The organism is Alteromonas sp. 38, assembly GCF_902506055.1.
In the GTDB taxonomy this organism is placed as follows: Bacteria; Pseudomonadota; Gammaproteobacteria; order Enterobacterales; family Alteromonadaceae; genus Alteromonas; species Alteromonas lipotrueae.
The window spans coordinates 3,217,497-3,237,672 of record NZ_LR733300.1 but is presented as its reverse complement, the minus strand read 5'-3'; the positions used below and the strand labels follow the sequence as shown (position 1 = coordinate 3,237,672).

The 20,176-nt window shown below is 42.0% G+C and carries 16 protein-coding genes; 10 read left to right on the top strand and 6 right to left on the bottom strand.

The features are described 5' to 3' along the window. Positions 1-17 precede the first annotated feature (17 nt). Positions 18-2,969 (bottom strand): bifunctional [glutamate--ammonia ligase]-adenylyl-L-tyrosine phosphorylase/[glutamate--ammonia-ligase] adenylyltransferase, encoded by a 2,952-nt coding sequence (gene glnE, locus FLAVO9R_RS14090; RefSeq protein WP_159534631.1) that lies wholly within the window; start codon positions 2,967-2,969, stop codon positions 18-20. Positions 2,970-3,085: 116 nt separating this feature from the next. Between glnE and FLAVO9R_RS14085 the strand changes: the two genes are divergently transcribed. Next, the gene (locus FLAVO9R_RS14085) at positions 3,086-3,991 is read left to right on the top strand and encodes a DUF350 domain-containing protein (protein WP_159532273.1); all 906 of its coding nucleotides are present in this window, start codon (positions 3,086-3,088) and stop codon (positions 3,989-3,991) included. A gap of 105 nt (positions 3,992-4,096) precedes the next feature. Here FLAVO9R_RS14085 and FLAVO9R_RS14080 read toward each other — a convergent pair whose 3' ends face one another. Then, positions 4,097-4,447 carry a GIY-YIG nuclease family protein gene (locus FLAVO9R_RS14080; protein WP_309475314.1) on the bottom strand — a complete coding sequence of 117 codons (351 nt, stop codon included), beginning with the start codon at positions 4,445-4,447 and terminating at the stop codon, positions 4,097-4,099. A 37-nt stretch (positions 4,448-4,484) separates the two neighbouring features. Between FLAVO9R_RS14080 and hldE the strand changes: the two genes are divergently transcribed. Both hldE and FLAVO9R_RS14070 read left to right on the top strand, forming a co-directional pair. Beyond that, positions 4,485-5,915, top strand: coding sequence for a bifunctional D-glycero-beta-D-manno-heptose-7-phosphate kinase/D-glycero-beta-D-manno-heptose 1-phosphate adenylyltransferase HldE (gene hldE / locus FLAVO9R_RS14075; protein WP_159532269.1), 1,431 nt, complete (start codon positions 4,485-4,487; stop codon positions 5,913-5,915). A gap of 117 nt (positions 5,916-6,032) precedes the next feature. Further along, positions 6,033-7,100 (top strand): XrtA/PEP-CTERM system-associated ATPase, encoded by a 1,068-nt coding sequence (locus FLAVO9R_RS14070; protein WP_126871653.1) that lies wholly within the window; start codon positions 6,033-6,035, stop codon positions 7,098-7,100. A 41-nt stretch (positions 7,101-7,141) separates the two neighbouring features. Here FLAVO9R_RS14070 and FLAVO9R_RS14065 read toward each other — a convergent pair whose 3' ends face one another. From FLAVO9R_RS14065 to FLAVO9R_RS14050, 4 genes are all read right to left on the bottom strand, one after another. Beyond that, a complete protein-coding gene (locus tag FLAVO9R_RS14065) occupies positions 7,142-8,548 on the bottom strand; it encodes a TIGR03016 family PEP-CTERM system-associated outer membrane protein (RefSeq protein WP_232370653.1) in 1,407 nt (468 codons plus the stop codon). A gap of 241 nt (positions 8,549-8,789) precedes the next feature. Next, a complete protein-coding gene (locus FLAVO9R_RS14060; RefSeq protein ID WP_159532267.1) occupies positions 8,790-9,677 on the bottom strand; it encodes an XrtA-associated tyrosine autokinase in 888 nt (295 codons plus the stop codon). Then, the gene (locus tag FLAVO9R_RS14055) at positions 9,677-11,245 is read right to left on the bottom strand and encodes an XrtA system polysaccharide chain length determinant (protein WP_126871656.1); all 1,569 of its coding nucleotides are present in this window, start codon (positions 11,243-11,245) and stop codon (positions 9,677-9,679) included. Before FLAVO9R_RS14055 ends, FLAVO9R_RS14060 begins: the two co-directional genes overlap by 1 nt. A 26-nt stretch (positions 11,246-11,271) precedes the next feature. Further along, entirely contained in the window at positions 11,272-11,904 is a 633-nt protein-coding gene (locus FLAVO9R_RS14050; protein ID WP_185864123.1) for an XrtA/PEP-CTERM system exopolysaccharide export protein, read from the bottom strand. A gap of 149 nt (positions 11,905-12,053) precedes the next feature. Between FLAVO9R_RS14050 and FLAVO9R_RS14045 the strand changes: the two genes are divergently transcribed. The 7 genes from FLAVO9R_RS14045 to FLAVO9R_RS14015 are packed head-to-tail and all read left to right on the top strand — an operon-like array spanning position 12,054 to position 20,155. After that, positions 12,054-13,466 (top strand): TIGR03013 family XrtA/PEP-CTERM system glycosyltransferase, encoded by a 1,413-nt coding sequence (locus FLAVO9R_RS14045; RefSeq protein WP_126871657.1) that lies wholly within the window; start codon positions 12,054-12,056, stop codon positions 13,464-13,466. 30 nt (positions 13,467-13,496) lie between these two features. Continuing rightward, a complete protein-coding gene (gene xrt / locus FLAVO9R_RS14040) occupies positions 13,497-14,915 on the top strand; it encodes an exosortase (protein WP_126871658.1) in 1,419 nt (472 codons plus the stop codon). Positions 14,916-14,924: 9 nt separating this feature from the next. Next, positions 14,925-16,004: a GNAT family N-acetyltransferase gene (locus tag FLAVO9R_RS14035; protein WP_159532265.1), complete on the top strand. Its 1,080-nt coding sequence runs from the start codon at positions 14,925-14,927 to the stop codon at positions 16,002-16,004. Further along, positions 15,998-17,326 (top strand): O-antigen ligase family protein, encoded by a 1,329-nt coding sequence (locus FLAVO9R_RS14030; RefSeq protein ID WP_159532264.1) that lies wholly within the window; start codon positions 15,998-16,000, stop codon positions 17,324-17,326. Before FLAVO9R_RS14035 ends, FLAVO9R_RS14030 begins: the two co-directional genes overlap by 7 nt. A gap of 20 nt (positions 17,327-17,346) precedes the next feature. Continuing rightward, positions 17,347-18,282 (top strand): glycosyltransferase family 2 protein, encoded by a 936-nt coding sequence (locus FLAVO9R_RS14025; protein ID WP_159532262.1) that lies wholly within the window; start codon positions 17,347-17,349, stop codon positions 18,280-18,282. Beyond that, positions 18,279-19,220, top strand: coding sequence for a sulfotransferase family protein (locus tag FLAVO9R_RS14020; RefSeq protein ID WP_126871662.1), 942 nt, complete (start codon positions 18,279-18,281; stop codon positions 19,218-19,220). The genes FLAVO9R_RS14025 and FLAVO9R_RS14020 overlap by 4 nt, the downstream gene beginning before the upstream one ends. Next, on the top strand, positions 19,217-20,155 hold the full coding sequence (locus FLAVO9R_RS14015) for a glycosyltransferase family 2 protein (protein ID WP_232370652.1): 939 nt from the start codon (positions 19,217-19,219) through the stop codon (positions 20,153-20,155). The genes FLAVO9R_RS14020 and FLAVO9R_RS14015 overlap by 4 nt, the downstream gene beginning before the upstream one ends. The last annotated feature ends 21 nt before the right edge of the window (positions 20,156-20,176 follow it).

Genomic DNA, 20,176 nt, shown 5'->3' with positions numbered 1-20,176 from the left:
GTTAAAGCAAAGGTGAGCTACTGCTCACCTTCGTTATCATTAATACTACTGCCATCAATGTCGGTACTACTATCGGCAGCATGACCAGCAGTACTATCAAATAACGCCTGCCAATATTCACTTACCGTTTCTCTCATTTGGCTCAAATGCTCGGTTTGTTCTGCATATTTCGTGTCTGCAAGGGTCAGGTGATGATATTGTTCTCTTAGCGCAAGATAAGCTTGTTGTAGCGCGTGAGATTGTTTTTCATCAATAATGCCTGCGTTACGGGTTGCATCTAGTAAACGCAAATTATCTGAAAATTCAGTCAAGCTCTCAATCTTATTCGCATGTGCTAATACCCAATATTGAGTCATAAATTCAATATCTGCTATGCCTCCCACACATTGTTTCAAATCGACTTTTTGATTACTCGTAGAGAGCAAATGTTTGCGCATTTTTACGCGCATTTCGCTCACTTCAGTAGATAGTGTAGCCTGGTCTCTCTGAATAGATAGAATGTTGTGACGCACAGTATTAAACGCACTTAGCAGCGATATATCACCACAGATACCGCGGGCTCTCACTAGCGCTTGATGTTCCCATGTCCACGCCTCTTCTTGTTGATAGCGCTCAAATCCGTCTATATGGCAACAAAGCAAGCCCGCGTTACCAGATGGCCGCAAGCGTAAGTCGGTTTCATACAACTGACCAAACAAGGTTTTGGTATTCAGTAAGTGCATAATACGCTGAGCAAGTTTGATGTAAAACTGCTGGGCTTCAATAGACTTAGCCCCATTGGTAGCTGACTGGCGAGGCGCGTTGTGCAAAAACACAAGGTCAAGATCAGAGCCATAACCAAGCTCGAAGCCACCAAGCTTGCCATAGCCAATAACTGCAAACCCGAGCTCGCCATCGTTCAAATGACTCGGCACGCCAAAGCGAGCTGAAACTTGGTGCCACGCTGCTTCAATAACTTGCTCGAGCAAGACTTCCGCTAATACGGTAAGTTTATCGCTTACATTCGCTATGGGTAGCGAGCCACTAATATCGCTGGCTGCAATGCGCAGCTGCTGACAAAGCTTAAACTGTCGCCATGTGTCCATAGCAAGCTCAACATCGTCGTGTTCAACGCGCAGCATGGTTTGTCGCAACTCTTGCGCGTATTCATATTTACTAGTGGTGATATCTGAATTTTGCTGCTGCAAATAGAGCGGGGTAAGCAGTTCATCTAACAGCAGCGGGAAGCGCTTAATTTCATTCGCTATCCACTCACTCCTGTCACACAGCTTTACCAACTGTTGCAGAACATTGGGGTTTTCCAGCAATAAATCTAAATAGGTTGTTCTGCCGGTAATCGCATCTATCACGCCGAAGATTCGTTTTAGTACATTGTTTGCTTTACTGGGGTCGAATTTAATCAGTACATACAGTATTTCCGGGATCAGTTTATTAAGCGTATCCTCGCCTTTTTGACCCATTCGATACCCGCGCTGATTCGTTTTAAATTCTTGTAGCTGGGTACAAATCCCTTGCGCTTCCTCTAAACTAATAAAAGGGGTTAGCGTGGTGCTAAACTCTTCTTTATCAAGGGAAAGTTGCCAGGCATCACGGCATGCTTCAAATAAGGTATCTTCGCTGTTGTGAGTATCTTGTGCTTCTTCAACTAATTCATTGAAATGCCCATGTATTCTAGACATGGTTTCATGCAGTGCTAGCGTAAATGCGTGGTATGACGAGAACCCTAAAACCGAAATAAGTGCATTTTTCTCCCACTCACTATCTGGCAGTGTTTGGGTTTGTCGGTCTTGGCATTGCTGAAGCGTATGCTCAATTTTACGAAGGAATAAATAGTCTGTCCGTAATTGTTCAGTCACATCGGTTTCAACCATTTCAAATTCAGCAAGATTATCCAGGGTAGTAAGTAGTGACTTACTTTGTAACTCAGGCTCTCTACCACCATGAATAAGCTGAAAGCTTTGTGCGAAAAATTCAACCTCACGAATGCCACCAGCACCAAGCTTAATATTATTGCTCAAACGCCTACGTCTAATTTCCGTAGCAATAAGGTGCTTCATGCCTCTAAGGGCATCAATAGTGGTGAAGTCTAGGTAGCGCCTGAAGGTAAAAGGCGTGAGGATGGCGTTTAGTGAAGCTACGTCTTCTGAATTATCATTATTGATCACGCGCGCTTTCACCATAGCAAAACGTTCCCAATGACGGCCTTGCTCTTGGTAATAATCTTCCATGGCGTCGAAGTGCATCACCAAAGGCCCTGACTCACCGAATGGCCGTAAGCGCATGTCTACTCGGTATACCTGGCCGTCGGTGGTTACCTTGTTAAGTGCTTGAATCAATTTTTGCGCTAGGCGGGTAAAAAATTGCTGATTTTCTATCGGTTTCTTTTCACCGTTTGTCATGCCTTTTTCGGGATAGGCAAAAATCAAATCGATATCTGAAGAAAAGTTAAGTTCGCGACCGCCTAATTTCCCCATACCCAAAATGTACATATGGATAGGCCCATTTTCACCACAAGGAACACCGTGTTTGTCACTTAGCATGGTGTAAAGCCATTGGTAAGCTGACGTAATTAATACATCAGCTAACGCAGAAACCTGCCCTAATGATTGCGTAATAGTTTGCTTATTAAGCCCGTCACGTAGCGTAATAGCAGCCATATGAAAGTGGCGACAGTGGCGAAGTGCGCTAAGCAGCCCATCTTCTGACTTAACATTTTCCAATTTTTGCGTAACTGCATGGTTGTAAAAGGTATGCGGCTCGTCAGGAACCGATTCAACCAGCATAGCGCCAACCCAGTCAGGGTGCTGCAGGCAGGTCTCTGCAAAAAACAGCGAGCGACCAAATACGGTAGTGAGATCATTTCGATGATGCGCTAAATCACAATTAACGCGATCACTATCTGAAAGTTTTTCCCAGGTTTCGTTGGCTTGTGGTGCATTGCTCATGGTAATTGTGTTGTCTGTTGGCATAATACTGGCTTCGACAATAATAAATATTTCAAAACGTTGAGATAAAAAAGAGTCTGTCACAGTTTTTGGGGCGTAACCACCCTAAGGTTGTGTTTAGGTAAAAGGAGTAACAATACGTGGATGCTTTAATAAAACTCGTGCCGCTAGGTTCTGACTTATGGATTTACCTTGCTATCGATGTAAGTATCGCCCTAGCACTGTTGGTGGTTATGAAGTGGTTGACTGGGCTGATGAGAAAGAACTCAGTGACCGAAGAGCTTGGTATTAAAGACAATTTTGCTTTTGGTATTAGTATAGCCGGTGGCATGTTGTCGCTTTGTATCGTGCTGAGTTCGGTGGTAGGTCGTCATATCGGGCAGGGCTACAGTGAAGCGGCTACTGGCATGGTGACGTTCGGTATTGTCGGTATTCTGTTGGTGAAGTTTGGTCGATTCGCCCATGACAAGCTGGTACTCAATCGCGTAGATACTCACGCCATGATTTCAGAGCGCAGTGTAAGTATTGCACTGGTAGATGCTGCAAGCTTAGTGGCAAGTGCCATCGTGTTGAGAAATATTATGGTGTGGGTGAATGGCAGTGATATGAATGCCATTATTGCTATCGTGACAGGATTCTCTGTCGTGCTCACCATGTTATTGGTGATGACCCGTATTTTAGAAGTGCGCTATGCAAAAGATAACCAAAACGACTCATTTCAGGGGGCGCTTCGAAAAGGTCAGTTAGCGTTAGCCATAGAACATTCGGGTAATTTACTGGGCACCGCTATGATTGTTTCGGCGGCGAAAAACCTACTTATCTATAACCCGTCAGGTTATGTAAGTAACGTAACCGGCTGGTTGGTGGTAAGTGTAGCGTTAGCTATCGCACTGCATATATTAGTGCTTATCAATAAAAAAGTGATTCTGTTTGGTATGAACTTTAGGCAAGAAGTCGATCAACAACACAACGTTGGTGTAGCTTCACTAGGCTTTACGTTAAGCATAGGTACTGCCATGGTGATTAATGGCGTACTCGGTGGTTAAGGTAGCTTGTCAGCAGACAAGTATATTGTTTAAAACCTTGAGGCGTTTGCTCTGTAGCCGCAAGTACGCATGGCGTAACGTAGAAAGCTGCTATCACAATTAATATTACTGATAATCGGAAGGAGAAATATACTGGCTGTTTTTGCATAGGTTTTCAGGCAAAACTTTCTGTTTAACGATAGCCCGTTTTTTCTCTTTAGAAAGTTGCTTTACCTTGTATTCAATTTGCGAGGCTGTCGACCTATCTCCAATTAAGAAAATGGCCCTAAATTGAAGTGGGCCTTTTCCCTTTAATGCCCGCGCTCCACCTGCAATATCTCCTCTGTGCTGGGAAATTCTGCGTTCAGGGGAGGTAGTGATACCCGTGTACAATTGACCCAGTTTATTTTCGATAAGATAAAGGTACCAAGTTGAAGGCTGCTGGTGGGTATTCACGTTGTTGGCTGTTATACTCATTGGCAATTTGAAATACATCGATAAAGTTGTCTCATCAATGATTTTACCAGATTTTAGTAAAGCAAAAGTGCTTATTGTAGGTGACCTAATGCTAGACCGCTATTGGAGCGGTGGAACAGGTCGTATTTCCCCTGAAGCCCCTGTACCTGTAGTGAATGTTCAGTCATCTGAAGATCGCCCAGGCGGCGCTGCAAATGTGGCCGTGAACGTGGCTACTCTTGGGGCTAAAGTCAGCTTACTAGGCATGTGCGGTAACGATGAAAATGCCAAACTACTGCGTGAGCGCTTAGAGTCGTTTGATATTGATTGCCAGTTCTTCGCCGTCGAAGGTCAAGACACAATAACCAAGCTTCGGGTGATGAGCCGTAATCAGCAATTGCTTCGGTTAGATTTTGAAAAGAGCTTTGCTGATTCAGATAAATTTGAACTAGAAAGCGCGTTCGATAGCGCCCTTGATGATGTTGATATTGTTATATTATCTGACTACGCCAAAGGATGCTTAAGCCACCCCCAAGCACTAATTCAAGCAGCTAAAGCAAAAGGTAAGCGCGTTATTGTCGACCCTAAAGGCAGTGACTTTAAAAAGTACGCTAACGCTATGCTTATTACACCTAACATGGAAGAGCTAAACCATGTGGTAGGTGAGTCTACTTCTGAGAAATCATTAGTAGCAAATGCGCAGCAGGTTAAAACTGACCTTAATTTGGATGCGTTACTGCTAACGCGTTCTGAACAGGGGATGACCTTGTTCGAAGGAAACAATGCAGAGTTTCATTTACCTGCAAAAGCCAAAGAAGTTTATGACGTTACTGGTGCCGGCGATACTGTGGTATCAACGCTAGCCGTGGCGCTAGCAAGCAAACTACCTCTGCAAGCTGCTTGTGTATTGGCCAACTTAGCGGCCAGTGTGGTGGTTGGGAAATTAGGTACGTCTACCGTTACCAATACCGAATTAGCGCTAGCTTTAGGTGAACAATCTGTGCATCTCGACGGCGGCGTGATGACCGAAGAGCAACTAGAAATGGCAATGGCTGCTGCGAAAGCGCGAGGCGAACGTATTGTAATGACGAACGGCTGTTTCGATATTCTACATTCTGGGCATGTGGCTTATTTAGAAGAAGCCGCGCAGTTAGGTGACCGGCTTATTGTAGCAGTAAACACCGATGCATCGGTGACGAAGCTTAAAGGCCCAGGGCGGCCAGTGAACAACACTAATCGCCGTATGGCAGTACTAGCAGGCTTAAGTGCGGTTGATTGGGTTGTGCCCTTCACTGAAGATACACCACAGCGATTAATTGCCTCGTTATTACCAGATATATTGGTGAAAGGTGGTGATTATCAAATTGAAGAAATTGCTGGTGGAAAAGAAGTGATTGCCAACGGCGGTGAGGTGCAAGTGTTAACGTTTGAGGATGGCGTTTCTACCACCGGAATCATTGAGCGTATAACACGAAACAAGTTAACCTAGCATTTTTGTGGTTACCTCAATTTTTATTTCAGTAAATGTAAAATGTAGTCGTTTGCTAGCCCCATGAGTTAATCGGTAGGCTAGCAAAGCGAGCAGTTTTTTCAAACGGATACCAGCATGTACGAAAGTTACTACGGACTTAACGCTAAACCTTTTCAGTTAACACCAGACCCCGGCTTCTTTTTTGCCAGTAAGTGGCACAAACGCGCCATGTCGTACCTTCAATATGGGCTGTCGCAGGCTGAAGGGTTTATTGTTATCACAGGTGATATTGGTACAGGGAAAACCACCGTCGCGAATAGTTTGCTGGCTGAAATTCAAGACGATATTTTCGCGGCCCAAATAGTCACCCCCAAACTGTCGCCTGATGAGCTGGTAAAAATGGTGGCCTCAAAGTTTGATATCAACACGGACGGAAGAAGCAAAGCTGAAATCTTAAAGATGCTTGAGGTGTTCTTATACGACCTAAGCACCCAAGGCCGCCGCGCATTACTGCTTGTTGATGAAGCGCAGAACTTACCGTTAGAGTCTATTGAAGAGCTGCGCATGCTGTCTAACTTTCAGCTTAATGGTAAGCCGTTAATACAAAGCTTTTTATTAGGGCAAGAAGAGCTGCAGCCTATTCTACGAGCGCCCAATATGGAGCAGTTCAGACAGCGTATTGTGGCTTCATGTCATTTAGCGCCCCTCACATTAGATGAGTGCAAAGAGTATATTGAATATCGCTTGCATCATGCAGGCTGGAATGGGGAAGATTTGTTTTCAGAAGGGGCGTACGAGCGCATTTATCAGTTTACCCGTGGTGTGCCCCGTAAAATAAATACGCTTATGGATCGCATCATGCTGTTTGGCTTTTTAGAGGAGCTTAAAAGCTTTGATGAAGAGGCGGTAAGTGAGGTAATAGATGAAGTTAAAGCTGAAATGTTTGAGCCTGAGAGTGGGTTGGGCCATTCAACGTCCCAAACTCATGACTTTGCAGAGCACCCTGAAAACAAAACGATTATGACTCCCGGTGGGAATATCATACGAGATAGTAAGTACTATCTTGATATGTTGGCGGAGTTAGTAGATGCGTTAGACGATGCAATATCGCATAAGGTTAAAATGACGCAGTATGTAGATAAACTAATGAAGAAGAAGTTTAAAACGTACGTGCGGCTGAAGAGTACTGATAAAAGTGAGTAGAGGTGCTAGAAAAATGCGTTTCCACTCATTGTCGATAAGGATTAGTCGAAGGTATAAGTTAAAGATGCTGTAATTCTTCTATCTTTATAGTTATTTCCGAACTGGGCAATGCCAGAGTTCAAATCACCTGATTGGTCCAGAACCGTCACTTGCAAGCTTGTAACTAGGTGCCGCCCCAACTCTCTTTGTATGCTAACACTACTGTTCCAATTGTCTGTTTCTCCTCTGGCGCTTATATCTCCCGAACGTTGTTCGATATTGGCAAAGGTTATATTTGTGCTTAATGTTGTGTAGCTGCCAAGGCTATAAGCTAGGCTAGTACCAAATGAATATGTTCTTCTTAATCTGTCTTGGTCAAGGTAATCATCTTCAGCATACCGCCAAGACAATCCTAACGTTAGCCTAGAAAAGCTATAACCAGCCTGAGCATTTGCCCCTTTGCGAAGAATTATGCTGTCGTCGAATTCCAAATTTTGGGAAGTGATTTCTACAAGCTGTTCAGACGCAGTTGGACTATAGCTCAAGCTGTTAGGCTGAAAGCATTCTGAAATAGACGCTGATGATATAGGACAGACAAAAACGCCTAGACTTTCCGGATCTGAAAGCAAACGTGACGTATTCGTCACTTCTTCTGAATAAGCAAATGATGATCTAAAGTGTTTAGAGTTATAATCGATATTGGCAGAAGCTGAGTCACCGTAAAATCGTCTCCCGAACGTGGCGCCTATCGAAGTTCTGGAGCTGAGTGCCCAAGAAAATTCTGCACCAACAAAGTCCTCATCGTCTTCTTCTATGCTCGAGTTACTCCGATTAAACGTGACGGCAATGTATCGAGTTTCACTTTGTCGATAGACTAGGCCTGCACCATAGCTTGTATACTCACGGACTGTGCTAGACGTATCATCTCTATTAGAAATTTGGTTTGCTTCATGTTGGGCAGCAAATCTTAATCCAAAATCGTTGTACAGAAGTGCATCTAAAAAGGCGTCACCCTCGCGAGTTATAAAACTACCAGAGCTATTCTGCGCACGGTCGGTATTTTGGTAGGCACCTTCTACATTCCACACTACGCTTTTGACTTTATCGCCATTTGATGCGCTTCCTGAGAGGCTTATCGTATCATTATCCAAAGCCTGGCCATCGACCAATGATGAGCGCTCTGAAGCCACGTCGGAGTAGCTGGCCACACCGTTTAATGCAACCCAATCGCCTTGTTGAATATTTAATTGTGCTAAAACTCTATTCGAGCGTGTTTTGCTAAGAGAATCAGAATTACTTAGAAAATCAGATACTAGATAGTTTGCAGAGCTGGTATTCCTATAAGCAAGAGCACCTGACGCCGAGATGACAAGTAAACGTTCTAGCGGTGCCCATTGTCCCCCATAGGAATACTCCGTATAGCTTTGCTCTCCATCCGATATGTCATTACTACGCTGTAAGTACGTCAATTTACTAGACCAAGCTCCTGAAAGAGTAGGTGACTGATAAGTAGCGTTTAATGTTGGGACTATTTTAAGTGTATCAATTGAAAAATTACCCAGAGACTCAGAGCTAACGTTTTGATGAATATAATCCGCATTTGTAGAGCCGCTCAATTCAACATTAGCGTAAAGTGAGCAGCTAAAAAGTGCCGAAAAGATAGCGGCTATTGGTTTAAGGTTCCTTGTAAGAGATATAGCCAAATGTGCTCTAATCTTCCCGCTCAGAATAATAGTATCCATAATATCCGCTTCCATCGGTGTCATAATGCACTGATTTGTTAACTACAAATCCAATTGCCATATCAGGGTTCAATCGTTCTACAGACATTTTAACGTCACTAAGTTTCGCTTTACCTTCCTCTACTACAACCACTGCTTGACCTGCGAAATTAGCTAAAATAGCGCTTTCATTAATACCGATAAGAGGAGGCGTGTCGAAAATAACGATTCGATCAGGGTATCGGTTAGCAAATTCATCAACTGTTTCATGCATTTTATGACTAGCAAGCATCTCCGTAGAAAGGTGATGCGAGCGACCAGCAGGAATAATTTTCAATTTGTCGATATTGGTAGAGTAAAGTACCTCAGAAATATCGTCGACCTCACCGACAAGATACTCCATTAACCCTTTGCGCCTTTCCAAACCTAATGTGTTTAGCACATTAGGTTTAAGAACGTCTGCGTCAACTAACAGGACGGTTTTATCTTGTTCTGCTGCAATACTCAATGCGAGGTTTGTCGCAGTGAATGTTTTACCTTCAGAAGGGCGACTGCTTGTAACCATTATTATATTAGGGTTATGAAGGGTTTTAGCGAGTGGGCCAAAAGCGTTAGCGAGTAACTTTCGCTTAATTTCTCGGTACTCTTCGTTAATTTGCCTACGCTCACCAGAAAGAGAGATGTGACCATTACCGCTTAGCCTCTGGAGATTAATTTTAAAACTACTTTTGGGGGATGTAGTCTCTGGCTTAGCAGCGTCAGTGGCTTCAAGTTGAGGTTCGGGAACGTTATTACTTGCGCTTTCCTCATTCGAGTTATTTGCTAAAGCGTTTTTCTGTTTTTGTTTTAACAATGCTTTTTCAATTGTATTAGACATTAGAAAAACCTCTCGATTAAATTAATATTCATCATCTCTGCGGCCACTAATATACCATATTGCAGCAGAATCATCCCGCAGGACAAGGCGAAGATTAATAATCTAAATTTGTTTTTTTTCTGAATGTTCACAATATTCAAATGGCTGACCGTTCCCCAAATTGGATAATCAGATAGGCTGTTTAATTGTTTAGGTCTAATTAATATAGGGGAAAGTTGACTCACTAGAAACGCTACGCCTACACCAGAGCCAAAACCAGCAAGTAATACTGCGGTGTATAGGATGAGTCTATTTGGGCCTGAGGGCGAACTGGCGGCAAGAGGCGGCTCTATAATACGAAACTGGAGTTCTTCAGCAGAAACCTCTGCCCGTCTTGAAAGCCCAGCGGCTTCTCGGCGTGACAATAATTCTTCGTATTTCTTCTTCGTTATTCCATAGTCTCTATTTAGCGCTGAAGACTCGGCTTCAATCTGTGGGATTAAGTCGACTTTAGATTCAAGCTCAGCAATTTTATTTTGTAAATCTGTCTCTTTTACCTCTAATGAAGCAACCTCGCTTTGAAGTTTACTCATTTCAAGCCGGATTTCCTGAGTTAGATCATTAAGGGGTAATTGGTCTTCTTCGTCAACACTTGAAAGGAATGCATCAATTTCTCGTTGGCGGGATTTTTCCAGACTAGATAAAAGCAAGTTAGCTTCAACCACATCGGGATGTTTTTCAGTAAATCTTAATTGAAGGCGGTCTAATTCTTCCTCCAGTTTTCGGATACGGTCATCATACCGTGTTTTTAAGCCTGAATTTTCTTGGTTAGATACAGCAAAGCTATCCGTTGCAGATGTTTTCTTGATTTGTGATCTAAGAGAATCTACCTGTTGCTTAGTCTGTTTTATATTCAAGCGAGTAAGCTCAAGTTCTGCATTGAGGCTTTGAAGACTGCTATAATATGTACCAGAAAGGGGAAGTATATTGTTGTACTGCCGTTTGAATTGGGCGAGTCGCTGTTCAGCTTCACTTAGTCGGCTTTCATATTCAGCTATTTGTTCTTCTAAGAAACGCCCCGCAGTATCAGTGTCTCGGCGGTTGTTTCCTAACGAGCCTTCTACAAAAAGGTCTAACGTTTCTTGCACAACCCGCTGAGCTGTAATCGCGTTAGCATTAGCAAATGAGATGTTATAGATATTGTCCCTGCCAGCTGAACGCAAAACAATTGATGAAGATAGTTGGGTTACTAAGTCTTCAAACTCTCGTTCTGAATTAGTGGTGATATCTAAATCACTCTCTCTGGCAATCGTTTCAACATTGGTTCTGCTTAAAAGCGTCCTAGCCATCATTTTGACTTCTTGATCGGGGTTGGACTGAATAGCAAGACCTTTCAAAAGTGGCTGGAGCACCGAACGGGTATCAACGTAAACCTTTGCTGTAGAGGTGTATTGATCGGGCAAGTTGGCAACCATGAAGAAGCCAATCGGGCAAATCATCCATGACATAATAATGACATGACGTTTCTTAATCCAAATCCCTTTTAGTAAATCTAAAAATTGGAGTAAGGTTTGTTGTAAATCCTGCATTTAAATGTTCCGTTTACTACTTAGAACTAAAACCAAGCTTCTGGAATAATAATTATATCGCCAGGGAGAATGTCTACATTTTGTTGAATGTCGCCGCTTCGAATTAAGTCGTCAATACTTAAGGAAAATGTGGATTGCTGACCATTGATCACGCGTACTAATTTTGCGTTATTACCGTCGGCAAACTCAGTTAATCCGCCAACAGCTATCATTAAATCGAGTAATGTCATGTGTTCAGTATAACTGACCGCGCTTGGGTTAGTGGCTTCCCCAATAACTCTTACTTGCTCACTTAACGGGCCAGAAAAGTTATTAACACTCACGGTAACGCGAGGGTTATTAATATAAATTGATAACTGTTCTTCAATTTCGCGAGCCAGCATAGAGGGCGTGCGTCCTGCCACATCGATATCTTCGACCAATGACGTGGTTACTTTCCCATCAGGTCTAACAATAAACTGACCGGATACTTCAGGGTTTCGCCAAACGAAAATGGTTAGCGAGTCGCCAGGGCCGATTAGGTATTGATATTCATTTACATCGGTTGTTAATGATGCTCTGGTGGTAGCTTGGGGGAGAGTTGAAGTATTCGAGCACCCAACAAGTATTGAAACTAGTAAAAATGCAAAGCTTAAATGCATGTTTTTTAAACGAAACATAAGAGATCATCCTACACTCATTATGGTTAAATTGTAGCTTTCGGTGTTTACCCTACGGCAAATCTCACTATAATGCCAATAACAATTCTAGTCTATTAGAATAAATCCCTCTATGATGGGGATTAGTTCGTAGTATTAAGGGGCCAGGGGTGGCAGTAAATAAGCGAAATCAAAATAAGCGCTCTAATATTCTTGTAGTAACAGAAGCGCTACTTATAGCTTATATGGGATACATTACGTACTTTATCCTCACACAGGTTGGGCTTGTTTCGAAAGTTCCACCGGAAAAGCTGATCATTAACGTAGGTTTACTTACTGTATCGATTCTTCTTTGCTCACTGTCTGTGGGTCTGTATGAAGCAAAACTTAGGGAAACTTTTCGCGGCATTATAAGACGGATTTTTGTCAGTGTGGGGCTAAGTTACTTCCTTGTTGAAATCGTCAGTAGGGCGTTGTTCGATAATCTGGTGATGGATGCCTATTTCCTGCCGGCTGCCGTATTTTCGATTATCATCACACTGGTCATTTTTCGCTACTTTACGAACCGCTTAGGGCTTTTAGGTTTAGGTAAAGTTCGTATAGTGGTGCTAGGGGCGGGTGAAAGAGCATCAATTATTGAAAAGCGGATGCGTCGCGATGTGGATAGAATCGGATTCGAAATGGTTGGGTTTGTGCCTATCCCTGGTGATAACCGAGAAGACGGTATTCGCAGAGAAAAAATCGTTCACATAAAGGTGGATGAGAACTTTCAGCAGTTTATAAACGACAATGATATTGAAGAAATTGTCATTGCGTGTGATCAACGTCGTGGCACCTTGCCCGTTGAAGTCCTTTTTGAATGTCGCCTGCGTGGTATTGAGGTTACCGAATTACTCGACTTCATGGAAAGGGAGACGGGGCAAATTGTAGTAAACTTGATGTATCCAAGTTGGGTTATCTACTCAAATGGTTTCCAGAGCCAAAATTACCTCAGAGATGCGCTTGACTACAGCCTTAACGCTTTACTGGCACTTTTTGTGTTTATATTTGTATGGCCAATCATGCTCACTACTGCACTCATCATCTATCTTGATGACGGTCGACGCACCGGGGTATCGGTGTTTTATGCTCAAGAGCGAGTTGGTTTAAATGGGCAGCTGTTCAAAATACTGAAGTTTCGAAGCATGCGACCTGATGCCGAAAAAGACGGTGCTAAATGGGCAAGTAAAAATGACGATCGAGTAACGCGAATTGGGCATTTCATTAGAAAGTATCGTATCGACGAACTACCTCAATTACTTAATGTGTTTAAAGGTGAAATGTCTTTCATTGGTCCTCGCCCTGAAAGGCCTCAGTTTGTTGAGCAGTTAGTAAAAGAAGTACCTTATTATAACCAGCGCCATAATGTTAAACCCGGGTTGGCTGGTTGGGCGCAACTCAATTACCCCTATGGGGCAAGTGTGGAAGACTCCATGGAAAAGCTTAAGTTCGACCTTTATTACGTTAAGCATCAAAGTCTTCTACTAGATATTCTTATACTTATCAGAACTGTTGAAGTGGTGTTATTTGGAAAAGGCAGATAGCCTTCAAATATTCAAATAGGGATTAAGAGTATGCTAGCAAGGAATGGCCTAATTGCGTTTGTTACAATGGCTACGGTCATATTGGGTTGGGCGTTATTGAACTTTCCCGTTATGAAGACATTGTGGGATAACGGCTTTGACGACGGCACGTACTCTCACGCTTACTTAATACCCGTTATTATTTTATATCTGATATACACTGCAGCTGAACAGCAAAAACTGATTTTTAGAACAAAAATTAGTTATGGATGGTTAGCTGCAGGCATTGTTATTGGTGGTTTATTTTGGATAAGTGTCTGGTCTCAAATTAGCCTTCTGTATTGGTCATTGTCCCTTTCGCTGCTTATTCTTTTGAGTTTACAAATTTTTAGATTGAGTTGGTCGCTCATATTTCCCCTCTCGTACTTAATTTTCATCTATCCCTTTTGGGGGGCATTCGCCGGCTTTTTTCAAGAACTTTCTGTATTTATGGTGACATTTATCATGTCATTTACGGATATTCCCGTTTTTGTAGAAAATGAATTTGTCACTATTCCAGCAGGTGTATTTGAAATCGCAAGGGGGTGTAGTGGTTTGCGGTATATCATCGTATCGCTTGCGATAAGTTCACTTTACGTATTTCTTTACCTTAGAACATTTAAAAGCGCTTTTATCTTCATATTGTTTGCAATCGTAGGCGCATTAGTAACTAACTGGCTAAGAATAGTTTTCCTTATTCTTATTGGAGATTATACCAATATGGAAAGCTCTCTAATGACTGACCACAACAACTTTGGTTGGTATATCTATGTTCCCGTGGCACTAATTCAGTTTTATCTGGGGGGAAAATTAGAACAGGCAGACGAAAGAATGCGTGTAATCAATCCCGTCACCGAGGTATCACCTGAAGCAGCAGAAAAAAATTCGCCACTAACGGCAACAGTAGTAATAGCAACAGTAATGATTCTCTGTTTTTCATCATATGCAGCGCAAATGTCTATTCAAAATAGTACCGTCCTACCTGAAAATTGTGAGGCTGAGTTTGATACCCGAAATCATATCAATTTAGACGTACTCAATTACTCTTTTGTCTGCAGCGTTGCCAGTGATGTTAATAACGAGCAAAAGCGTGTCTTTTATTTCAATGCCGAAGAATTAGATAACAAAGCATCATTCTACTTAAATACCATTATACCTAGCGACCACACGTCAATATCGAAAGTGATTTCTGACGGGGAAAATCAGGTAGTAAGTCGTGACAAGGTGGGGGATTTTTGGCTTATTAAGTATGTTTATATCATTGACGGCCAAACGTTTTCTTCTGTACGGAATTTTAAACTTGCTCGAATTAAAAGCGCATTGAAAGGGGTTAATACTCATCGTTTGGTGGTGACCGTGACTAAATGCCCCGATGATTGCTCTTCATCGAGCGCTACATCCTCAAAGAACTCCCCACATGCCGGTTTTTAAGTGATGGAAGTGCGCATTTTAGACTCAGAACAACAAATAGTAGAGAGCAAGGAGTCTTGGCAGAAGCTTTATGCTAGTGCAAGTAACAGCAATGTTTTTCTTAGTTATGAATGGATAACGACATGGATAAGTGTATTTAAAAACTGTGTGTCGGTATTGGCGGTAGTGACAGTCTGGGATCTTGATGAGCTAGTATGCTTATTGCCTCTTTATAAACGAGCAGGGGACCGCGCTGGCGTATTCTGGTTTGTAGGTAGCGGAGAACCAGAAGCTGCAGAAGTATGTAGTGAAGGCCTGGATATGCTGTCAGCTCGGTTAATTAGTACCGAGATTAACCAACTACTCAAAAAGGCGATTGACACTATTGGCCTTAAGAAATTAGTTGTTTCAAACTCAACAGAAAAAAATCAAGTTAGCATGATGTTTGAATATTTAGGGTATAAAAACCTTAAGGAGTTCAAAGGGAATCGGTATTTTATTAATACCGGAGATAGTAAAACCAAGCTCGAAAAAAGAACTTTCCGCTATCTTAAGGCTGCTGAAAAGCGTGGTATTACCTATCATGTTGTAGAAAATGTTTCGGATTTAGAGCTTGCCTTTGATGAATTGAAGCGTCTTCACAATACAAAATGGCGTCGACCTGGACACCCTTCTATTTTTGACCACCCGTTATTTGACGCCTTTCACAATAGTGTTTTGCAAAAGCTTTTAGCAGTTGAAAAGTTGTCTTTAATCGCTATAAAAAAAAATGAACAAACGATAGCGGTTAATTATTCAATGATATCCGGTGATGACCTAGTGTTTTACCAAAGTGGAGTAGACACCTCTTTTAAACCCAATATTTCTCCAGGTATGCTTCTGCATTGCGCTCAACTTCGACAGGCCCGCATATTAAACCTAAATAATTATGACTTTTTACTATCAATGCCTCCTAGCTACAAAGAAGACATTACGGAATATAAACAACCCATTTACAGCTTCACTTTTCATAAGTACAGCACTACATTTTTCTTCGAGTGTTGGCGAACCGCTATTATGAAAGCATTAAGTTACCTAAGAGTTCGAATCTTAGGGAGAGTGTCATGGTAAATAACAAAAGTATGCAAATGAATAGTAATTCTGCCAATCATGCCTCTTTCGGGTTCTTCCTACTTGCGATTTATACTTTTTTACTGCTCGCTCGTCCTCACGAATGGCCGTTATTTGATATTGAATTTCCATTATTGAGAACGTTTCTGATACTGACGTTTTTCTCCTATTTAGTGAGCTTCAGGCCGAAGATTTGGAATGTCCAATGTACGTTATTAATTCTACTGCTTTTCTCTATGTTGCTATCAGAAATTCGTGCTTTTCGCTATTTTAGCGACCTGAGTAAGTTAATAGAATGGGTTAACGCCAACATTATTCCGTTTATTCTCTACTTCAGTTTACTGAGCACGGTCAAACGCCAGAATGTGATTTTTTTCATATTTTTAAGCTCGTCATTAATTATGGTTCAGCACGCCTACAGCCAAATACAAAGCCCGACAGGCCAAGGATGGGCTGAGTCAGTGGTTTACCGTTATGATGGTGGTGGGGAGGCTGTTCAGGCACGATTCGTAGGAAGCTTTAATGACCCAAATGACATGGGTATGTTTCTTGTCATGAATATTCCTGTTGCTGTGTATTTCCTCTTAACAGGCAAAGGCGTGGTGACTAAAGTGGGGGCGCTGGCCTCAGTCTTAATGCTATGTATGGGAGTATATTGGAGTGGCAGCAGGGGCTCACTTCTAGGGCTTTTGAGTGTTTTCTTTTGCTTGTTCTACATAAAATTTGGAAAAATTAAAGCCATAATTTTAGCGTCAATTAGTATACCGGGTGTTCTCCTTGCCATGGGCGCGTTCCGTAAAATCAGTAAGGATGACGAGAGCGCCAGTCAACGTTTAACCGCATGGTACGAAGGTATTCAAATGCTTAAACATAGACCCTTATTTGGCTTCGGGAAAGAACGGTTTTTAGAATATCATTCGAAGGTTGCACATAATACTTATGTCACGGTAATGGCGGAGCTTGGAATATTTGGATATGTCATGTGGGCAATGTTTATGATTACAGCCGTTTATATGCTTTTGAGTGTTATGAAATGCAATGATGTTAGCCCTGGTCATGAAGAGGCGCTTAAAAAAGAGCAAGTCTTAAGCCAGTACTTGTTGGTTGCTTTAATTGGGTACGCTGTTACTGCGTTTTTCATCAGCCGCAGTTATATTATGGTCGTGTACATTTTTGTCGCCATGGTGGCAGCCATGTATTATCGAGTTGGAAAAATCACCCCACTTGCTATGTCCGCAGCCATAATAAAAAAAATATGTGCATTGGCAATAGCAAGTTTAGCAGCGTTGTATGTAGTCATTAGAATATTGCTATCACTGTAACTGTAGATGAGAACAATCAATTGAATCAACTAAAAGCTAGTGTCATTGTTGCTATGTACAACGGTGAAGCAACAGTAGAAAAGACGCTTAACAGTCTCTTAGCTCAAACCTATGAAAGCTATGAAATTATTATAGTGGATGATGGCTCCACAGACTCATCCAAACATGTTGTAGAAAAATACCTTGATAGCCACAAAGTTCGATATGTCTTCAAAGAGAATGGCGGAGTAGCAGCCGCGAGAAATGTAGGCATTGAGTACGCGGAAGGGGATATCGTTGGCTTTTGTGATCAAGACGATCTATGGAAGCCAAACAAGCTTGAAAAGCAAATGGAAGCGTTTGAGCAGCACCCTGATGTTGGCGTTGTTTACAGTTGGATTGAAGTTGATAGAAACGGTGATTTTAGTATTAGTAAGCCGCGCTTTGAGGGTGAATGTTTTAAAGCCTTATTAATGCAAAATTTTATTTCATGTTGTACTGGAATGGCGAGGCGAAATTTACTTCTAGAAATAGGAGGCTTCGACGAAAGTCGAGAATTGCATGGTGTTGACGATCGGCATGTGTGGCTTCGGTTAGCAAGAATTACGCGCTTCGGCGTAGTGAGTGAACCCTTGGCAACTTACGTAATCCATGGTGCCAACTACTCACTCAATGAGGCAAAAATGCTTACAGCAGATTTAATTTGCATAAGTAAAATATCCTCAATTAGCGGTTTAACTGAACAAGAAAGAGCATGGTGTAAAGAAGCTAAGTACCGGGTTTATCGTCACTATGCGAGCAACTTTTTCTATATCAATGAGCTTAAAGAATGTTCCTCTTGCTATTCAAATGCATGGATGCTCAAAAGATACCGAATAGATTTATTAATCACATCCTTGATTCTAAAAGTGACGCCTCGCTCATTATTGGTGTCTATTAAGAAAATGAGAAAAAGAATCAAAGGGGAGGTGGCATGAAGCCAAATGCGATTGTAGTGGTCGGTATGCACAGAAGCGGGACTTCTGCCGTTTCGGGTCTTCTTTCCGAACTGGGTGTTTTTATGGGAAGTTCTTTGTTTGCACCCCAAAAAGGGGTCAACGAAAAAGGCTTCTTCGAAAACTCCTTACTTGTGGATCTTAATGACAGGCTTTTGGACGAGCAATTATTATCTTGGGATCACCCGTTAGCGCTTTGCATCACCCCTGAAGTCGCGGATTCTTTGGCAGGTTATAAAGCTCAAGCTCAACATCTTTTAGATAAAGATTATGCAAAAAAAAACCTTTGGGGTATGAAAGACCCAAGAACTACCTTGCTATTGCCTTTCTGGAGAGAGGTACTCGACAGTAAAGGAATCAAAATTAATTTTGTTTTGATGTTACGTTCACCAATGGAAGTTCATGGTTCGCTTAAAAAGCGAGATGGATTTTCTATTAATAAATCGATGCACCTTTGGCTAAATTATACGCTTTCTGGTTACATCGGAGCTAAAGGGCTGAACCCTTTCATCCTTAAGTATCAAGATTTGTTAAATACTCCAGATGATTCAGCAAGAAAAATATTTGAACATTTCGAAATATCTACTGGGAAAAATACCCCAAAGCAAAGTTTTATAGATAAAAAGTTAAAGAATCAAAAGGCAGTAGAGGTACCTAATGAGCCTCTTGTTCACCTTGCAATGGAAGTCTTTGAAATACTAAGTAGTGACGTGGTGGATGAAGCCCGCCTAGCCGAGTCAGTTAATGAATATAAAGTTTATTTAGCGTCTTTGTCGGGTGTGCTTTCCGAGCATTTGAATGCGGTCAAAACAGAAGAGGTTTATTTCAAACGTCACTTTTTAGATGCCTATGAATCTATTTGGTGGAAGCTAAGTTGGCCGCTCAAAAGAATTGAATCGTTTTTAAGAACCAAATATTGAGAAAGCCTGCCATGGAAAAAGTCACTATTGCTATTATCACTTGTAAAAGGCCTATTTGGTTAGCTCGGTTACTCGACGCTCTACAGGAGCAGGTATTTTCAGAAGATCTAACGCTTTCTATTTTAGTTGTCGATAACGCATGTGATAAAGAAACAAAGGACATTGTAGATAAGCGTCGTTCTGGCCGTATACCAATCCATTATGACGTTGAAGGACAGGCGGGCATTGTATACGCCCGTAATAAATGCGTTTCTATTACAACATCCATGAATAGCGATTATTTAATATTCATTGACGACGACGAATGGCCTAAAGAGAAAACTTGGGCTTCGGATTTGGTTTTAAGTGCCAAAAAGTACGCTGCAGATATCGTCACAAGCCATGTTATCTCGGTTGACGAAGCTGGAAAACAGAACTGGGCTACTGAAATTCTTTACCCAGCACCCGTTCAAAGCGAAGGACAGGAGTTAAGTGTTTTCTACACCAATAACTTACTGTTGAGTAAACACGTACTGGCTAAGATGTCACCCTGTTTTGATGAACGTTTCGCGATGACAGGGGCAAGTGATTATCATTTTGCGCTTAAATGTACCCATGCTGGGTTTAGGTGTATCTACACCGATGCCCCAGTTGTTGAAGAAATGCCTTCAAGCAGAAAAAATATAAAGTGGTTTTGTCGTCGCGGATTTCGTTCGGGGATCGGCTTTACACGTTCGCATATTTTTGAGGAATCGCTTTTAAAAGCTGTGTTAAAGAGCAGTATTTTGTCTATTGTCCGCGTGATACGCGGTGTTTTGCTAATAGTTAAAGCGTTATTTTTGCGCAGTAAAGGTACGCTTGTTGATGGGTTGTTCAGGGTGTGTTCTGGCGTTGGTACCTTTATGGGGCTATTTGGCGTTAAGCACGAAGAATATAAAAAGATTCATGGAAAATGACCCGTGTACTGCGTCGTTACG